An 18199-nucleotide genomic window follows, 5' to 3' on the forward strand; every position below is an offset into this window, starting at 1 on the left:
TACTAATACTATCGAGGTGCTTCTGATCAGAATATAAACCAATGGCACCAACACGCCTGATAAAGTCAGCAGCAATATCAGGATCCATACGACCGTTTACCAAAACTGGAATAGCACCGAGGTTGTTTAGTGCTAAGTAATGGATAAAGTAACCGATTCCATCGTCTAAATAGATAGCAACAGGATCATTCTCACGAATACCAGATTTCCTGTACCAAGAGGCATAGTTATCAACAACATCTTTTAAGGAAGATAAACTAAAACTGTTGATCGTCTCTCCTGTGAATGTTTTAAAAGGTTTTTCTAAAAACAAAAAATCATTGTTTCGATAATGGTTATTAGTAACAGAGTAATGGAGGAAGTTACCACATCCTAATTTCTTAGACAGGAATAACTTAATTCTTTCGTACAATGGCAAAATAGTTGGGTTAATGTTCATGAGCTTAAATCCAAAGTCGTGTCGAAATATAATTTATAATACCTAACAGATAATGTAATGCCGATAATGCCGATTAGTTTTGAAAATTTAAATCAAATTTGCAAGTTCACTATCAGACAAAATAATCTCACCATAATCGGGAATCCAAGCTAGCCAGGTATTCTCAGATTGCCGACATAAAATAAGAGCTTCTTCACAATGAATCGAGTTAGGGATATCAGGGGCTTTAACCCAAACTTGAGAGTAGGATTCTCCCTCAAGGTTACTTGAGTTATTGTCTCTAAAACTTAAGGTCGATTCACTCTGCCTATTTTGGTTTGGCTTATAGTCATTTAAGCTAAGTAATTTACTCATTCTTAAATCCCCTCTTACTTGCTAATACATGTTGATTTTTTCCAAGGAAGTGATATCGTGTCCGGTTGTGGGCGATAGTGTTATTTGTCGTTGTTTCTTTGGTAATCGATACTCCCGGACATGATATTATTTACTTTTCCAGACAAGACTCTTTTACTGGAAGCCCAACATGCCGTCCACTAGGCGCAGTATGACCAAGCAGCTTATCGCCAGGCTTCAATTCTGTGACATTCAGGACTTTACCACCAGGTCCAAGAACTCTTACATGCCAATCGTCTTGAACAATCACATTTACCGGAATTCCAGATTTAGACACTGCATCGATACTGAGTAGGGGACGAACTTCTATCTTCATCCTGCCTACAACTATTTCTCGTGCCTTGCCATCACAATTTACCCCTAATACTTTGTGTCCTGAACTCAGCTCACTAAGATAATTAGTTTGACTAACACTAGACACTAAATAAGAATGTATAGCACCAGCATTGACTCGGAAAGGACGAGTTGGCATGTAGGGCAGTGGATGGGTCTCGCTGCTAACTAAAATCATTCCTTGGGAATAAGAACCAATGAGTATACCTTCATCTTTGGCAAAGTTAGAACAAGTATCTACACAAGCCCGCTCTCCCATGCCAATATGGGAAATTTTTGTTACTTCAAGTTCTTCCAGTGAAACTTCCAAATTGTTGGCCTTACGACACAGCTGCCCAAGCTCCCTGGCATCGATAATCCCGTTAGGGGTTAGCATGACTCCATGTGACCCTTTTTCTAAGACCCCCAGGACAATTTCTGCTTCCTCAATATCTTTGACAACGGTAATTATTTGCCCATCCGTGTTGTCTGCTGAGGCTAAAACAATCTCTAGAGGAATTTTTGTGGGGTCTTTAAAATAGATGACAGCCCATTTTTCTTGTCTAGCGATCTTACAAGCAGTTTGTAAGGTTTCGTCATCGGTCACATGAACAAAAAATCCGATTTCTGCTTGAGATTTGTACGTTTCTGGTTGAGTAGTTATTTCAGAATACCAGGAATGATCAAACAGTACTATATCGGCCTTTTCGATACATCCGTCCGCTTCTTCTGGGCTGTCTACAAAAGCAATGCGAGAGACAGAGTCATGACAATCCATGACTGGACTTGATGAATCAACTACCACTCCATTGATATCAGAGTTTAGAGATTCACACAGCGCTTTATAGTCAACATCATTAAAGCTTCTGAGGTCTAACCAAGATAATTTCATTACGCTACCTCCTTGATGGTAAACTGATAGGGATTACTGATAACTTTGGCAATTTCTTGAGAAATGAATGAGGGATTACTGTGTTGAAATATATTTCTACCAACAGCAACGCCTTTACCGCCAGCCCTGATGGCATCTTTGATCATCGATAAGATCGAGCTATCTGCATTACTCTTTGCTCCTCCGGCAACGATAACAGGGATGTCAACGGCATTAACAACTTGTCTGAAGGATTGAACATCGCCAGTGTAGTTGACCTTGACAATATCTGCTCCTAGCTCCCAGGCCAATCTGGTTGAGTGAGCGATCGCATCTGCATCGTACTCATTTTTAATCTTCTCTCCTCGTGCATAAACCATTGCTAGCAATGGCATACCCCATTGATGACAGGCTGCTGATATTTGGCTGAAATCTTTGAGCATACGATATTCATCGTTGGCCCCAAGATTAACGTGAATTGAAACTCCATCTGCACCAAGCTTAATGGCTTGTTCAACACTACTGACTAGATGTTTGGAAGATGGATCGGGAGATAGGTTAGTTGACCCAGAAAGATGCAAAATTAACGATATATCTTTCTGAATTAAACCTGGATGGATTGCCCGAGCTATCCCTTGATGAGCAACAATTGCACTAATGGTTTTCTCCGGTAACGATCTGATGAATTGATGAACTTTTGCCAGACCACTAACCGGACCCAGTGTAAACCCATGGTCAATTGGGACTATAAAATAGTTGTCTAATCCTTTGAGAATTCTTGCCAAACGATAATTTTTACCAAGAGACATAACAGACTCCTTTTGACTCGATTACATGATGTGGTGTTTTCCAAAATCTTAGATTCCTATCGAACTAAGTGTTGGAAAACTAACTTTTAGTGTTTCATGGCACTTAGCTCAATCTCGATATTTCTATCGTGCCTGACACTCACAAACCGAAAGTCTCAGTTTTTGCCTCAGTTTTTGTCTTAGTAACTGGAACTAAAGTGAGTTATCTGGTTTTTTTTAGAGTAATCTCAGGAATTTATTAGATTTCCCTCAGGTTGAACTCAACAGGATAACTGATATAGCAAAGGGCACTTCGGATCAGGGAGTCGGGAGTTGGGAGTCGGGAGTCGGGAGTCGGGAGTCGGGAGTCGGGAGTCGGGAACTGTAGCTTTACAACCAGTTCTGCTAGCATAGAATTTAAACAGGTTTGTCTCAGTTTTTGTCTCAGTGGTTTCAGTTATGCTGTGTTTCTGAGATTTTTCTCATTTTTACCTCAGATTCCCTCTTAGTTAACCTTCCCTAACTAATTCCATAACTTTCCATAACATTTATACATTGCGCGGCTTTTTGGTCACCCATAGATTAAAGATTTAGGTATAGTGATGGCTGGATTAGGGATGGTGCCATAGCGATCGACCCCATGGATTGGGGGTTAAGCAAAGCAAGATAGTGGAGTTATGATGAATTCCGTGCGAGCATCTGAATCAGGACTTAAATTAGTAGACCAAGCTAGACGTCAGAAAAGATGGAACAAAACAGCGGTAGCTTGGTATACCAGTGCATTTACCTCTAAGGCAACCTTAAACCGGTTTTGGGGGAGACACTCAATTCGTACTGACACCTTCATGGCCATTTGTAGTGCTGTAGGCGTTCATTGGGAAAAGGTAGTTGAGGCGGATGAGATTGAGATAGACCAGTTTGAGATAGATCAGATGGAGCTAACAGCGCTATCGACAACTGCTCTGGCTGGAATTGGACATCTTGATTGGGGTGGAGCTCCAGAACCGAGGAGTTTCTACGGTCGGATGCAGGAACTGAATACCCTACAGGAATGGATTCTACAGGACAACTGCTGCCTGGTGGCACTTCTAGGGATGGGGGGAATTGGCAAAACCACCTTGGCTGTGAAGTTAGCCCATCTGCTACAGGATAAATTTGAGTTTGTGATTTGGCGCAGTCTACGCAATGCTCCGCCCCTAGAGGAAGTCCTGGCAGACATGATTCAATTTCTGTCTGTGCAGCAGGAAACGAATTTACCTTCCTCTGTGGATGGCAAAATTTTGCGATTGATTCAGTATTTACAGACGGCGCGTTGCCTGCTGGTTCTTGATAATACCGAATCGATCCTCGAAAGTGGTTCTCGCACTGGTGGCTATCGAGAGGGATACGCTGGATACGGTGAGCTACTCAGAACTATTGGGGAAACCTCCCACAACAGCTGCCTAGTGATGACCTCCCGGGAGGCACCTCAAGACTTGACCCTTCTGGAGGGGGAAGCCTTACCCGTTCGCTGCTTCCCACTCAAAGGTTTACCAGAAACCCACGGACAGGAAATCTTTAAGGAAAAGGGAAATTTTATTGGCAATGACACCCAATGGATCACCCTAATTGAGCGTTATGCGGGAAATCCTTTAGCCTTAAAGATGGTAGCCTGTGCAGTCAGAGACTTTTTTGATAGCAATATTGCTCAGTTTCTGGATTTTTTAAAGGAAGGCTCATTCATTTTTGATGATATTCGGGATTTACTAGATCGGCACTTTCAGCGCCTGACCCCTACAGAAAAGGAACTGATGTACTGGCTAGCTATCAATCGGGAACCCATTTCTCTTGAAGAACTGCAAGAAGACTTTGTATGCTACCTATGCGCTACTGATATTTTAGAAGCTGTAGGGTCTCTACAACGGCGGTCATTGATTGAGAAAACCTCAACTGGGTTTACCCAACAACCTGTAGTCATGGAATACATGATTAATCGACTCATCGAGCAGATTCCTGAAGAGATTATTAGTCAAAATATCGCTATCTTCCGCACTCACTCCCTAATCAAAGCCAGCGCCCCTGACTATGTTCGGGATGCTCAAGTCTGTCTGATTCTAGAACCGATTATTGAGAAATTACTCTCTAGTTTTGGTTCTACAACACAGCTGGAAAATCATCTCCTGGAAATCCTATCAATGCTGCGCACCCCGACTCCTGGGGTTAAAAAATCTACTCTCCAGATGGGATATGTCAGTGGTAATACTATTAATTTACTTACTCAATTACAGATTGATTTAAACGGTTATGACTTTTCTGGCCTGACAGTTTGGCAAGCCAACCTACAGGGACTGAAATTACATAATGTCAATTTCGCTGGCTGTGACTTGGCTGGCTCAGTGTTTACTGAAACCCTAGGGAATATGTTATCGGCAGCATTTAGTCCAGATGGGAGGATGTTGGCAATCTGTGATACAGATTTTCAGATTCGCCTATGGCATGTGCAAACTGGTAAACTACTGGTAATCTGTGAGGGTCACACTAATTGGGTACGCTCTGTTGCGTTTAGTGGGGATGGTAAAACCTTAGCCAGTGGTAGTGGTGACCATACCGTAAAGTTATGGCAAGTCAGTGATGGCAGGTGCTTACAAACTTGTACTGGACATACTGATGAAGTGTTCTCAGTTGCTTTTAATCCTCAAGGTAATACCCTGATTAGTGGTAGTAGCGACCAAACTGTCAGACTCTGGGATGGTGACACGGGTCAATGCCTTAACACCTTTACTGGACATACCGGTTGTGTGAGATCAGTGGCTTTTAGTACTAATGGCAAAACCCTAGCCAGTGGCAGTGATGACCACACTGTCAAACTCTGGGATGCTAGCACTGGTAGTTGGGTTAGAACTTGTACTGGACATACCAGTGGAGTACGCTCAGTTGCTTTTAGCACTGATGGCAAAACCCTAGCTAGTGGCAGTAATGACCACACTGTCAGACTGTGGGATGCTAGCACTGGTAGCTGTGTTAGTACTCACACCGGACATAGTAGTGGAGTCTACTCAGTGGCTTTTAGCACTGACGGCAAAACCCTAGCTACTGGTAGTGGCGACCATACTGTAAGGCTATGGGATTACCACACTGGTATTTGCCTGAAAACCTTGCATGGACATACTAATCAGATCTTTTCTGTGGCGTTTAGCCCTCAAGGTAACACCCTAGTCTGTGTGAGTTTAGATCAAACTGTCAGACTTTGGGATTGGGGCACTGGTCAATGCTTGAAAACTTGGCAGGGAAGTACTGATTGGGTATTTCCAGTGGCTTTCAGTCCTGATGGTAAAACTTTGGCTAGTGGCAGTAACGATAATACAGTCAGACTATGGGATTATCATAGCGATCGCTGTATCAGTATTTTGCACGGACATACTGCTCACGTGTGTTCAGTGGCCTTTAGTAGTGACGGTAAAACCGTAGCTAGTAGCAGTAGAGACGAAACAATCAGGCTGTGGGATATCAAGACGGGAGAATGCTTAAAGATTTTGCACGGACATACTGATTGGATCTATTCGGTCACTTTCAGTGGTGATGGGAAAACCCTAGCCAGTGGCAGTGCTGACCAAACGGTGAGGCTTTGGGATCAGCGTACTGGTGACTGCGTCAGCACTTTGGAAGGACATACTAATCAGATCTGGTCAGTGGCTTTCAGTAGTGATGGTAAAACCTTGGCCAGTAGCAATACAGACCAAACGGTGAGGCTGTGGGATGTCAGCACAGGGGAATGCTTGAAAACGTTACAGGGACATGGTAATCGGGTCAAATCCGTCGCTTTCAGTCCTAAGGATACTATCCTGGCCAGTTGTAGTACAGACGAAACGGTACGCCTCTGGGATTTGAGTACGGGTCAATGCTCTAAACTATTACGCGGACACAACAATTGGGTCTTTTCCGTGGCATTCAGTCCCGATGGCAACACTATCGCTAGCGGCTCTCACGACCAAACTGTCAAGGTGTGGGATGTTTCCACAGGGGAATGCCGCCACACTTGTACCGGACATACCCATCTGGTCTCTTCTGTTGCCTTTAGTGGGGATGGTCAAATTATAGCTAGTGGCTCTCAAGACCAAACGGTGAGGCTTTGGGACACTAAGACGGGCAAGTGCCTGAAAATTCTCAGAGCTCCGAGACTCTACGAAGCCATGAATATCACTGGAGTGACAGGATTAACTGAGGCACAGAAAGCAACTCTGAAACAGTTGGGTGCGATCGCAATCGACAATTTTCGTATTGATAGTTAATTTTGCTGTTCATTTAACGTCCTAATCTATACTTCGATTCCTATAAATGCTGATATTTTTATTTAGAAAATATTTGTAAAAATTTTTGTAAAAATTCCGGAATTATTGCTATTTTTATTACATCGAACTCAGGTAATCCTCCGGTGGGTTGGTTCTTGCAGTTTAGTTTTTACCAAAAAAGCTCTGCTATGATGATTTCCCAGATAAAATAGTGATAAAATAGTTTAATCTCATGCACATTAAAGATGCTGATGGGCCCAGAGGGCAGCCTGGGTGCGATCGCGAACATCCAACTCACAGAAAATATTAGTTAGATGATTTTTAATCGTGCCTTCGGTCAGATTAAGGGCGGCTGCAATTTCTCGATTGCTTTTACCTTGTCCCAACAGCTTCAGGATCTCTAGTTCCCGCTGATTGAATTGAGCATGATAATCTGTTTTTTCCCGTTCAGGTTGGGTATTATTCAGTTGAGAAAACACCTTCGGAGCGATGGTAGGACCTAATTGGCTGTATCCCTGATGCAAACTGCGAATGGCCGCTGCCACCTTAGGGGCTGGAGTGCTTTTAAGCAAATATCCCAAGGCCCCAGCCTGAAGAGACTGGAACACATAGTCATCATTGTCAAAGGTGGTTAAGACTAGAATCCGAATCCAGGGGTAGCGGGTATGGATTTCTCGGGTTGCTTGCACACCATCGCAGATGGGCATCCGCACATCCATCAAGATAATATCAGGCTGTAACCTCTGGGTGAGGGCAATGGCTTCTTCACCGTGATTGGCTTCACCCACCACCTCGAGATCATCCTCTAGGGACAACAGTGCCGCCAGTCCCTGCCGAAAGATGGGTTGGTCATCAGCCAATAGAAGTCGAATCATCGTGGTATCCTAATCTGAATACAGGTGCCTTGTCCCGGTGTGCTATCTAATTGTATCGATCCACTTATCAGCTGAACTCTCTCCTGCATACCCCTGAGGCCAAAACCCTGGGTGGGTTTAGCAATATCAAAGCCCATACCGTCGTCCTTTAGTTCAAGGATAACCGCATCAGCAGAAGCATATCCCCGGAGGTGAATAACCTGGGCTTGACTGTGTTTGCGGATATTTTCCAATCCTTCCTTAACCACACAGTAAAGCTGATGATTGGTTTGTAACGGCAGCTGGGGCAAATCTATTTTGCTTTTAACCTTTATGGAGGGGTTGGATGTAAAAGATTCCAGCAGCTGTGGCAGCGCCTTATTGAGATCAAAGGTCTCTTCTCGCATGGTGGTCACTGCCCGACGCACTTCTTGTAAGGATTGGCTGGCCAGCAGTTTGGCCGTCTCTAACGCTGGTTGAAGCTGATTAGAGTTTCGTTCGTAGAGTCGTTGTGCTAATTCTAGCTGCACATCAAGGGAGGTCAAAGTATGCCCCAATGAATCATGAATATCGCGAGCAATGCGGGTGCGTTCTAAATCTGCGGCTAGCAATTCAACTTCCTGGGTCAAGGCGATTGCTCGCTGACGACTCCTGTACTCAGCCACCAAGGTTAAACAGAGCAGAATAATCGGTACGCTCAGGGAAATATAGTTCACAAGGTTATTGAGAACAATACCCGCAAGAAATACTTGGGGAGCCTCTTGAAAGGTTTGTAGGTTTTTTTCTAAGCGAGCTTGCTGCTCTGCAATCGGTTTTGAGAGATCAGTTAGTACATCATTCGTTAACTGCCACGCAAAACCTACATGCCAGGCAATACCGGCTAAAACAACCGTGATGATCACGTCCCGACGACGCAACAGAAAACAGCTTTTGGCGAAGTATAGAAAGAGAAGGAGATCCAGACCTACATGACTAAAGATACGTGTCAGCAACAGACAGGCAATTTCGGCAAAGATATAGGCTCGTCGCTGCCACATGGGGCGACGGATTGGAAAGAAGAAGCTCAGAATGGCCAAAACTCCCAATACGAAGAAGTTTATTAGGTAGTCACCGCCCTTGGCCTCATAGGACAATGATTTATTCAGGATGAAAAACAGCAGTATCAGGGTCACCATCACCAAACATGCCCATTCCACATAACGCAGGATTTTGGGAATTGAAGGATTAATGGTGGAAACCTGAGGAGTTGTCCGAGCTGACATCAGCTTACCTAATGCTTATGACTGCTTCTACAGCTTATGAAACTTATGGATAAATTTCCATGACAAACGTCATGTATCCATATGACCTTTCGCTATAGTCAGTTTGAAATGGCCTGTTTAATATTGAATTATAAGCAACTTTTCAGAGGATACGGTTTATCATGAAACAATTTCAATTTGGTGCAGGTTTGATGATGTCTATTAGTTTGATGGGTTTTAGCCTTGGCAATCCACCGCTACCCCTAACGGCAAAAACTGCTAGCGCTGCTGAGAGTCAGACCGCTGTAGCACCGTTACTTCAGCGGGAACTATTCTTTGGCGATCCAGAGATTACAGGTGCCCAGCTTTCCCCCGACGGTCAGTTTCTGGCCTTTCAAAAACCTCTAGACGGCGTGATCAATGTGTGGGTTAAGGGCATCGATGAACCGATGGAAGCTGCTCGTCCAGTCACGGCTGATGCTGAAAGCCCGATCATGATTTACTTTTGGAGCGCCGATGGTCGTTACATTCTCTACGGCCAGGATAAAGGGGGCAATGAGAATTTTCACATTTATGCGGTTGAAGCTAAATCTTTAGGTGAGACTAGCCCGGTAACCCGCGATTTAACCCCTGTAGAGGGGATTACGGCCATGATCTATAGCGTTCCTAAACGGACTCCGAACCACATCATTATCGGTCTTAACGAACGCAATCCCCAGTTTCATGATGTCTATCGTTTGGATTTGACAACAGGCGAGCGGACGCTGCTGATTCAAAATGACGAGAATATTGCCCTCTGGACAACCGATTTAGACGGTAATGTGCGCATCGGCTATCGCCAAACCCTGGAAGGGGGGCATGAGATTCTGGCGGTGCAACAAGATGGATTAACACCTGTTTACACCTGTCGAATTGAAGAAACCTGTGTCCCCATTCGCTTTCATAAAGATGGCCAACGGGTGTATCTGATCAGCAATCGGGATGGGAATTTAATGCAGTTAAAGCTGCTTAATCTCGAAAGCCAGCAGAGTCAGGTCGTGGAAGTTGATCCTGAAAACCAGGTGGATTTTGGCCGTGCAGTGTTTTCAGAAGCGACTGATGAGTTGATTGCTACCTCCTATGTTGGCGATCGCATCCGCATCTATCCTCAAAACGACAAGATAGCGGCTGATCTAGCCTTTCTGAAACAACAGCTGCCCGACGTTGATATTGTGTTGCAATCCCTTACTATCGATGATCGCTTTGCGTTGATTAGAACCCGGAGCGATGTGAATCCTGGGTCTACTTATCTATTTGATCGTAGTACTCAAACCCTGGAAAAACTCTACGATGATCGGCCAGAGCTGCCCAGGCAACATTTGGCCACCATGCAGCCGATCCGCTATACAGCCCGTGATGGTCTAGAGATTCCAGCCTATCTGACCCTGCCCCAGGGGGTAAACCCAGTCAAGCTACCGGTGATTGTCATGCCCCACGGTGGACCTTGGGGACGAGATATGTGGGGGTACAGGCCGTTTACCCAGTTTCTCGCTAATCGCGGTTACGCCGTTCTCCAACCCAACTTTAGAGGGTCTACTGGCTATGGTAAAGCCTTTCTCAATGCCGGTAACAACGAATGGGGCACGGGTGCGATGCAGCATGACCTGACGGATGGCGTGCAGTATCTGATTGATGCAGGGATTGCCGATCCCGAGCGTGTGGGAATTTTTGGTGGCTCCTATGGAGGCTATGCCACCCTAGCTGGTTTGGCATTTACACCAGATATCTATGCCGTTGGCGTATCCAATGTGGGGCCATCGAACCTGATTACCTTGCTCAAGTCAATTCCCCCCTATTGGGAATCGATGAAGGCTACCTTTGCTCTGCGGCTGGGAGATCCAGATGATCCGAGCGATCGCACCCGTCTAGAAGCCCAGTCACCCCTGTTTTCCGCCGACCAAATTCAGGCCCCGCTGATGGTGGTTCAGGGAGCCAACGATCCCCGAGTTAAGCAAGCGGAGTCAGACCAAATTGTGGCCGCATTACGAGATTTAGGCCGACCCGTGGAATATCTGATTGCCCCGGATGAAGGCCATGGTTTCCGTAAGGAGATCAACTCACTGGCCATGACAGCTGCATTAGAGAAGTTTTTAGCTGAACATTTAGGCGGACGTTACCAGGCTGAGATGTCTTCAGAGGTACAGGCTCAACTAGACAAATTAACTGTTGATATTGACACTGTCACAGTTAATTAATCCGGTGAGCCTGAGATTGTTGAACTTGACCCAGCAATTTACAACCGCTATTTGGGAACCTACCAATTACTCCCTAATATGGAGATCGCTATTCGAGTCGAGGAACAACAACTACTCGCCCAAGCCACAGGGCAGGAAGCGTTTACCCTTTACCCTGTTTCAGAAAGTGACAGCTCCCACACTGACTCTTTGAGTTCAGTGTGGGCTTCCCAGCCAATCCAGCTATTGCTTAGGAGGCGCTGGGCTTTAAGAACGGACTGCCCTGCCGCTCTGTTTTTTTGGTCTTTTGTTTAATAATGTTTGACCAACTTTCCAGCATTTATGGCCTTTGGCCACGCTACGCGAACGGCTTTGAAAGTCAGTATTATGAGTATAACACATCGATTGGTCTTTTGTGAAAGACTCTGTGGAAAATTTATCCCACATCTCAATGCGCAGCATGAGTGTGGGATGAATTTTGCCAGAAACTAAATTCTTGGCTCAGGTTGCAGATATCACGATTCAATTCAATTTCTCAGCAGATGAAACGGTTAACGGACTAACACTTTATCAAGCGGGTCAGGAATTGATTGCATCCAAGGTGAATTAATTTAATAGATTGAGATTGGGGGCACACTGCTGTGTGTCCCGTGCAAAATTGCTAACGATACTAACGAGGAGCCTCTAGTTATGGAAACAGAAACGACTCAACCTACTGCAAGACAAGTATTAACTCAGGCGGCAGCAGGTGCGGCTGCCGGATTACTGGTGGGCATCGCTATCATGTCTATCTATCGATGGCTTTGGCATGTAGAGATATCTTTGAATACAATAATGCTTTTAAGCATAGGCTTCTCCATTTACTGTGGAGTTTTATCAGCTTGGCTAGGGAAAAGATTCTGGAATTTACTCGGTACCTTTCTCAGCCATATCAGCTGATAGTTGGTTTGGGGCAAGGCCCCCTTAGAGCTGATTCGTCAAGTAAATCTTAAGAAGTCTGAAAGCCTTGCTATGATTGTCTTTTCGGTATTAAATAGTTCAATTGTTCTATTTTAGCGCAAGCCTTATCCTACAAGGTTTAGTGCGAGTTTACGAATCAGCTCTAAGGAAGTATGTTTACAACTCAAATCAAAATGCTATATGACTAACCCATTTCCAGGGATTCATCCCTACCTCGAACAACCGGAATATTGGTCGGATTTCCACAACCAATTGGTGGCGGCTTTGGCTAGAGCATTAATTCCGAAACTGCTACCTAAATATCGGGTAGTCACGGATAAGTGGGTTTATAAGATTGCTGGCTCAACCAAGATTGCCATTGGTAGACCCGATGTTACGGTTCAACAAAGCCGAGATGCTTCAGCTGCAATGGCTACAGCAGTTGCGGTATCTGAACCGTTAGTTCAACCGATTAAGGTAGCTGTTCCTTTACGAGAAGAAGTCCGACAATCCTACATCGAGGTTAAAGATGTAGCCACTAAGGAAGTGGTGACAGCGATTGAAGTTATCTCTCCTGCCAATAAACGAGGAGAAGGGCGTCAGAAATACGAGGCCAAACGGCAGCAGATATTCGAGAGTATGACTCATTTGGTCGAAATTGACCTGTTGCGAGATGGGGAACCTCTACCTGTTTCTAACAGCAGTAATCCCAGTCATTATCGGATATTAGTCAGTCGTTCTAATACCCGTCCCACGGCTGACTTGTACCTTTTTAATTTATGCGATCGCATTCCTTCTTTTCCGCTTCCCCTTCTTCCTGGGGATACCGAACCAATGGTAGAATTACAGACATTAGTGGATGAGCTTTATGACCAGTTAGGCTACGACTATTTTATTGACTATAGCAGCAATCCGCCATTCCCTTGGTCGGAGGATGATGTGGCATCTTGGGCAGGAGATCGTCGATAAAATTTTTGAATCAGGACAAGAATGAACAGCAAGATAAATGTTCGCAGATTGCCCAACCTTTGTTTTCCCTGCTCAATTATCCATTAAGCGATTGGCCGTAGGCCACGCCAAAGGCGATGAAGCTAAGCTTCCGCTAAAAGCGAACGCGACTTAGATAAACTCCCCATAATCCCAGTAAAATTAACCGACGTGAGTTCTTTATCTTCTGCTCTCTCGTTATATCTCAATTCCAAGGATTAACGGTTATGTCAAGTCAACTAGAACCCCTACTAAAGCTAATAGTTCCACAATCTTTGGACCTCAACGTCAGTCACCAACAGTTTGAACAGTTAGCTAATGCTAACCGAGACCTGAGATTAGAAAGAACTGCTGAGGGAAAATTGATTGTGAATCCACCAACAGGATGGGAAACCGGTAAAAGAAATCTAAGTATTAGCAGGCAATTGGGCAATTGGTATGAGGAAAACCCGGAACAAGGAGAAGCATTTGACTCATCTACCGGATTTGAACTTCCCAATGGCTCCAATCGTTCCCCTGATAGCTCTTGGGTGTCACGTAACCGCTGGGATGCACTGACAGAGGAACAAAAACAAACTTTCCCTAAAGTCTGTCCTGATTTCGTAATTGAGTTGCGATCAAAGTCTGACAGTCTCAAGGAGCTACAGGCAAAAATGCAAGAGTATATTGACAATGGCTTGCGCTTGGGGTGGCTGATTGACCCTCAGAATCGACGGGTTGAAATTTATCGCTCAGGACAAAACACTGAGGTTATAGATAATCCCAAAGAGTTATCTGGAGAAGCAGTGCTTCCCGGTTTCAAACTTAAATTACAAGGTATTGTAAACTGATTCCCAGGGTAAACCCATCCTACGTTTAACAGCAACTAGAAGATGCTGATAAATTCGTTATTCTCCTGCTCCAAGTTAAGGACAATTCAGCTATCAGCTAATGCGCTACGCGCACGCGTGCGCGTTCAGCTTTTGAATAAAAGAGGTAAGCATTCGTTTAATACTGAGTTAAATCCCAGCGTCGTTCGCACAGCGTGGCCAAACGCGCCCCGCGTGGCCAAAGGCCAAGGCCAAAGCCTGTGCCACACGCGAACGATGTTTTTTTTGAAGCTGAACGCGCACGCGTGAGCTTTTAGCTCACCGCTGTTCGCGTAGCTTGGCCAAAGGCCTTTCGCTGAGGGCTGACCGCTGAGGGCTGACCGCTTACGAATTCTTGATAAATTCTTGATTTTCCGGGATTAGCCTTTGTAGCAGGTTAAGGTAGTAAAGAAGCAGTTAGGAGAGTTTACGATTATGGAATCCCATGATTTTTTGATGTTAGTTCTGTTACTAAGTCCTGGTATGTTGCTTTCAGCAGTGATCATGCTCACCTTTGCCGCTGGTGGCTAAGCTCGACAAAGTCTAATCAACTATTCTCTACCTGGAAAATTAATCAAGCCGTGGGACATACACTTAATTGCCTTGGCTTGGGAGAAATATCTGAGTATTTCTATCAAGAGTATTTCTATCAAGCAAGAATCCCACGGCACTTTCAAGCTTTAGTGCTGGACGTGTTACATTTCCCGAATCACGGTCTGACCATCCTTAACTTCTCCAACTAGAACCAGATCCGTAACCCCAACAAATAAACCATTTTCCAGAACACCAGGAATATTATTGATAGTTTTTTCTAGCTCAGCTGGGTTATCAATGGCATCAAATTTGACATCAACGACCATATTTCCCTGATCTGTAATCACTGGTCCAGCTTTTTTGACCCCCATGCGCAGTTCCGGTTTACCCCCTAGCTTTTCAATGGCATTCATAACTGGTGTAATTGCCATCGGGATAACTTCTACAGGTAATAGGAAGGTAGACCCCAAGCGGTCAACTATTTTAGTGCTATCCACCACTACGATAAATTGTTTGGCCAGGGAATCTACAATTTTCTCACGGGTGTGGGCAGCGCCACCCCCCTTAATCAAATTTTTCTGGGGATCGACTTCGTCAGCACCATCAATCGCTACATCTATGTGATCAACCGCATCAAGGGTAGTCAAGGGAATACCGTACTGTTTCGCCAAGACTTCTGCCTGGAAAGAGGTGGGGATCCCTACAATATCCTTAATCTCTCCAGAGTTTAAGCGATCGCCTAAAAACTGAATTGCATAGGCAGTCGTTGAACCAGTGCCTAGCCCCACAATCATTCCCGACTGCACCCGCTTGGCAGCTGCTTTGCCAACTTCCTGTTTCATTAACTTAATGGGGTCAATTTCTGCACTCATAACAACGTTAGTGATTAGTGGTTAGTGGTTAGTGGTTAAAACGTAAGTTTTAATTCACAACTCACAATTTTAAATCGATCGGGTAACAGACGATGCAAAATTACCTGAGCTTGCCAGACTTTCCACCATCAGCGTTAAGCTAATAGGTAGTTGGTACTGCGCACACAAAATTAACAGCTATCTATCAAGCTCAATAGCTTACTGTTTCGTTAGCTTTAATTTCTTTGGTATTGGTAAGCTATCCTGATCTGGCTTAAGACACCATAAACCTATCGGGATTTGCCACTGATCATCAACCAAAAAAAAGAAAAGACTCTCTGTCTGGCAGAATGAGTCAGATATCGATATTAAAGTAGCACTATCAGCAGACTGGTCAAACCCAATCTGAGGTGATTAGATCTTTTATTTAAAAATTGCGTGGAAAGCCTGAAGCTTTACAGAGGAATAAGCCCACGCCTCCCTGACGGGTAGGACGTAGGGCTAATCTTGCCAGAATTGGTAATGGAAATCAGTTAGATTTATCCCAACTTAAGAGTTAGTAGTTTGAGCCGATAACAGTTCTTTCAGCTTCGCCAATTCATTAGCCCAACGGGGATCGGGTTGAATTCCAGCGGGGTCAGATGTAGTCTGTTGCTGCTTACGCTTAGACTTATTCTTGTTGTTGTTACGGCGAGGGGGAGGAGTGTTGTTGGCAGATGGGGTTGATTCCTGATTGGGTTTTTCTTTCTCCTTAGATGCTTCTTTGTCTTGATTCTTGGATCGTGGCAGGGCTTTTTCAATTTTCAAGGTAGTATCCTTGAACATATGACCATTGAACTTTTCAATGAATTGATCAGCCTCCTCATCCGTTGCCACCGTGACGAAGCCGAAGCCCCGACATTTACCAGTTTTACGATCTTTAATCACTTTTGTGCTAAAGTTTTCACCGGCTTCAGCAAAAATAGCTTGCAGCTCATCACGGTTTACTTCTTCTTTAGGTAAGTTACCTATGTACAGACGAATAGACATTTAGAGATACCTCCGGGCGATAACAAAAAAAAGAAAAAATTGTTGACAGCAGTCACTAGGGTGGATAAAGATAAATTTGAGCGACGAAAACTTGCCACGTCTAGACAATCTTCTGACGTACCTTACCAACCTCAACTGAATAGACGGATGCAGTAAAATCAAAACTCCTATATACCACATGTTCGGAGCTACTACGACCCACTCGTTGACCTCTGGTTTACCATTAGCTCCGATTCTAGTTAACAGTTTTTTACTTACTCTTATCTAATTATTACAGAATGTTTACACCATATCATGGACATAATCAAACATTCAGTCGGTTAGTGATTATAACATTGTATATTCCCAGAGGAAAGTCTTAAGCTCTAAAATATAGGTTGTGATGCCTTCCGATAAATTTCGTCACCAGTTACGTCAAGAAGCACAACAATGGCAAACAGAAGGGTTGATTGATGCTGGCCTATACGCTCAATTAGCGGAACGCTATCAATTTAGTGACCTGGAAGTAGCGGCCCGTAATCGATTCGTCGTAATTTTGCTAGTTCTAGGCAGTCTTCTCTTAGGCTTGGCCATGATCACCTTTGTGGCAGCCAACTGGCAAGCCTGGTCTCGGTGGTTGAAAGTGACCTTGCTTCTGAGTGTCTTCTTCGGGATCAACATTGCTGGCTTCTATCTATGGCGAGACCCAACCCAAGGTAGGCATTGCCGTTTGGGACAAGGTTTATTACTTTTAGGAGCCCTGACTTTAGGAGCCAATATAGCACTGATGTCCCAAATGTTCCACCAAAGTGGACCACTCTATCAGTTATACCTGATTTGGGGATTAGGAGTCTTAGCCATGGCTTATAGCCTACGCTTGACCCTATTAGGGATGCTGGCAATGGTCTTGATTGGATTAGGGTATGTGCAAGGAATGTCCCAGCCAGAATTTCTGGCAATCACAGAGTTGTCTTGGCTAAGGCTAATCATACAACATATGCCAGTGTTTGCGGGTTTACTGTTTATTCCCCTGGCTTACTGGTGCCGTTCACGATGGATGTTTCGCTTAAGTGCGATCGCAGTAGTTGCTGCCCTGGAATGGAACTTGATCAACTTCGAGCTATGGCCTTATCCCGGTTGGATTGCTGCGATCGCATGCGCTCTACCACCAGCCTTGTTATGGTCATACGGGGGTTTCCTGGGAAGAATTCAGCCCAACCTCCAGGAATTTAATAGCACAGCCCGCACCCTTGGTATCACCTTCCTCAGCCTATCATTTTATTTTTTGTCTTTCCACGTGTTATGGGATAGTTCACCATCAGTCAAACCGCTAGTTGACGTCACCTCAATACTCCTGGAACCTGCTGTGATTGATAGTGTCATTTTAGGTAGCTTCACGATCTGGGCGTGGATAAAACTGTTGCGTCGAATGGACTCAACAACTAAGGTTGTGGCTATTATGATTGTGATCAGCGCCCTAGTTCCCTATTGGCATCTCAGTATTGGTATTCTACCCATCATAGCGGTATTCATCTTCAATGTGCTTTTATTCCTAATCGACATCGGTTTAATCCGCGCCGGACTAGCAGAGGGGAAACGAGGTTTATTCTGGGGTGGCATGGTGCTACTGACGCTGCAAATTTTGACCCGGAT

The 18199-nt window shown here is 44.6% G+C and carries 16 protein-coding genes; 7 read left to right on the top strand and 9 right to left on the bottom strand.

Features of this window, described 5'->3' with window-relative positions:
- The 5 genes from F6J94_RS14230 to F6J94_RS14250 all read right to left on the bottom strand — a co-directional run.
- A partial coding sequence (locus F6J94_RS14230) for an AMP-binding protein (RefSeq protein ID WP_293041102.1) occupies positions 1–439 on the bottom strand: 439 nt, incomplete at its 3' end.
- A gap of 87 nt (positions 440–526) precedes the next feature.
- Positions 527–793 (bottom strand): hypothetical protein, encoded by a 267-nt coding sequence (locus F6J94_RS14235; protein WP_293041107.1) that lies wholly within the window; start codon positions 791–793, stop codon positions 527–529.
- A gap of 130 nt (positions 794–923) precedes the next feature.
- Positions 924–2036 (bottom strand): 3-dehydroquinate synthase II family protein, encoded by a 1113-nt coding sequence (locus tag F6J94_RS14240; protein WP_293041110.1) that lies wholly within the window; start codon positions 2034–2036, stop codon positions 924–926.
- The gene (locus F6J94_RS14245; protein WP_293041113.1) at positions 2036–2824 is read right to left on the bottom strand and encodes a 2-amino-3,7-dideoxy-D-threo-hept-6-ulosonate synthase; all 789 of its coding nucleotides are present in this window, start codon (positions 2822–2824) and stop codon (positions 2036–2038) included. The genes F6J94_RS14240 and F6J94_RS14245 overlap by 1 nt, the downstream gene beginning before the upstream one ends.
- Before the next feature lie 238 nt (positions 2825–3062).
- Positions 3063–3215, bottom strand: coding sequence for a hypothetical protein (locus F6J94_RS14250; protein WP_293041116.1), 153 nt, complete (start codon positions 3213–3215; stop codon positions 3063–3065).
- A 265-nt stretch (positions 3216–3480) separates the two neighbouring features.
- On the opposite strand from F6J94_RS14250, the gene F6J94_RS14255 reads away from it, so the two are divergent.
- Entirely contained in the window at positions 3481–7071 is a 3591-nt protein-coding gene (locus F6J94_RS14255) for an NB-ARC domain-containing protein (RefSeq protein ID WP_293041119.1), read from the top strand.
- Positions 7072–7310: 239 nt separating this feature from the next.
- Here the strand turns inward: F6J94_RS14255 and F6J94_RS14260 are convergent, their stop codons facing one another.
- Both F6J94_RS14260 and F6J94_RS14265 read right to left on the bottom strand, forming a co-directional pair.
- Positions 7311–7946 (bottom strand): response regulator transcription factor, encoded by a 636-nt coding sequence (locus F6J94_RS14260; protein ID WP_293022604.1) that lies wholly within the window; start codon positions 7944–7946, stop codon positions 7311–7313.
- Positions 7943–9187, bottom strand: a complete 1245-nt coding sequence (locus tag F6J94_RS14265) for a sensor histidine kinase (protein ID WP_293022606.1) — start codon at positions 9185–9187, stop codon at positions 7943–7945. The genes F6J94_RS14260 and F6J94_RS14265 overlap by 4 nt, the downstream gene beginning before the upstream one ends.
- A 161-nt stretch (positions 9188–9348) precedes the next feature.
- Between F6J94_RS14265 and F6J94_RS14270 the strand changes: the two genes are divergently transcribed.
- The 5 genes from F6J94_RS14270 (at position 9349) to F6J94_RS14290 (ending at position 14135) form a co-directional block, all read left to right on the top strand.
- On the top strand, positions 9349–11400 hold the full coding sequence (locus F6J94_RS14270) for an alpha/beta fold hydrolase (protein WP_293022609.1): 2052 nt from the start codon (positions 9349–9351) through the stop codon (positions 11398–11400).
- Positions 11401–11451: 51 nt separating this feature from the next.
- Complete coding sequence (locus tag F6J94_RS14275; RefSeq protein WP_075905140.1) at positions 11452–11694, top strand: hypothetical protein; 243 nt, start codon at positions 11452–11454, stop codon at positions 11692–11694.
- Between the two features lie 375 nt (positions 11695–12069).
- The gene (locus tag F6J94_RS14280; RefSeq protein WP_075905138.1) at positions 12070–12318 is read left to right on the top strand and encodes a hypothetical protein; all 249 of its coding nucleotides are present in this window, start codon (positions 12070–12072) and stop codon (positions 12316–12318) included.
- 201 nt (positions 12319–12519) lie between these two features.
- Complete coding sequence (locus F6J94_RS14285) at positions 12520–13287, top strand: DUF4058 family protein (RefSeq protein ID WP_293041124.1); 768 nt, start codon at positions 12520–12522, stop codon at positions 13285–13287.
- A gap of 245 nt (positions 13288–13532) precedes the next feature.
- Complete coding sequence (locus F6J94_RS14290; protein WP_075905136.1) at positions 13533–14135, top strand: Uma2 family endonuclease; 603 nt, start codon at positions 13533–13535, stop codon at positions 14133–14135.
- 713 nt (positions 14136–14848) lie between these two features.
- Here the strand turns inward: F6J94_RS14290 and rpiA are convergent.
- Together rpiA and F6J94_RS14300 are read right to left on the bottom strand one after the other, a co-directional pair.
- Positions 14849–15559, bottom strand: coding sequence for a ribose-5-phosphate isomerase RpiA (rpiA, locus tag F6J94_RS14295; protein WP_293022627.1), 711 nt, complete (start codon positions 15557–15559; stop codon positions 14849–14851).
- Between the two features lie 528 nt (positions 15560–16087).
- On the bottom strand, positions 16088–16567 hold the full coding sequence (locus tag F6J94_RS14300) for an RNA-binding protein (RefSeq protein ID WP_293022630.1): 480 nt from the start codon (positions 16565–16567) through the stop codon (positions 16088–16090).
- Between the two features lie 382 nt (positions 16568–16949).
- Between F6J94_RS14300 and F6J94_RS14305 the strand changes: the two genes are divergently transcribed.
- Positions 16950–18199: DUF2157 domain-containing protein (locus F6J94_RS14305; protein ID WP_293041129.1), on the top strand; the 1250-nt coding region annotated here is incomplete at its 3' end.

The sequence above is a fragment of the Moorena sp. SIO1F2 genome (genome assembly GCF_010672755.1).
Taxonomy (GTDB): domain Bacteria; phylum Cyanobacteriota; class Cyanobacteriia; order Cyanobacteriales; family Coleofasciculaceae; genus Moorena.

Coding starts and splice junctions, on each gene's coding strand:
- F6J94_RS14235 (WP_293041107.1), bottom strand. CDS start 793: ATGAGTAAATTACTTAGCTTAAATGACTATAAGCCAAACCAAAATAGG.
- F6J94_RS14240 (WP_293041110.1), bottom strand. CDS start 2,036: ATGAAATTATCTTGGTTAGACCTCAGAAGCTTTAATGATGTTGACTAT.
- F6J94_RS14245 (WP_293041113.1), bottom strand. CDS start 2,824: ATGTCTCTTGGTAAAAATTATCGTTTGGCAAGAATTCTCAAAGGATTA.
- F6J94_RS14250 (WP_293041116.1), bottom strand. CDS start 3,215: ATGCTAGCAGAACTGGTTGTAAAGCTACAGTTCCCGACTCCCGACTCC.
- F6J94_RS14255 (WP_293041119.1), top strand. CDS start 3,481: ATGATGAATTCCGTGCGAGCATCTGAATCAGGACTTAAATTAGTAGAC.
- F6J94_RS14260 (WP_293022604.1), bottom strand. CDS start 7,946: ATGATTCGACTTCTATTGGCTGATGACCAACCCATCTTTCGGCAGGGA.
- F6J94_RS14265 (WP_293022606.1), bottom strand. CDS start 9,187: ATGTCAGCTCGGACAACTCCTCAGGTTTCCACCATTAATCCTTCAATT.
- F6J94_RS14270 (WP_293022609.1), top strand. CDS start 9,349: ATGAAACAATTTCAATTTGGTGCAGGTTTGATGATGTCTATTAGTTTG.
- F6J94_RS14280 (WP_075905138.1), top strand. CDS start 12,070: ATGGAAACAGAAACGACTCAACCTACTGCAAGACAAGTATTAACTCAG.
- F6J94_RS14285 (WP_293041124.1), top strand. CDS start 12,520: ATGACTAACCCATTTCCAGGGATTCATCCCTACCTCGAACAACCGGAA.
- F6J94_RS14290 (WP_075905136.1), top strand. CDS start 13,533: ATGTCAAGTCAACTAGAACCCCTACTAAAGCTAATAGTTCCACAATCT.
- rpiA (WP_293022627.1), bottom strand. CDS start 15,559: ATGAGTGCAGAAATTGACCCCATTAAGTTAATGAAACAGGAAGTTGGC.
- F6J94_RS14300 (WP_293022630.1), bottom strand. CDS start 16,567: ATGTCTATTCGTCTGTACATAGGTAACTTACCTAAAGAAGAAGTAAAC.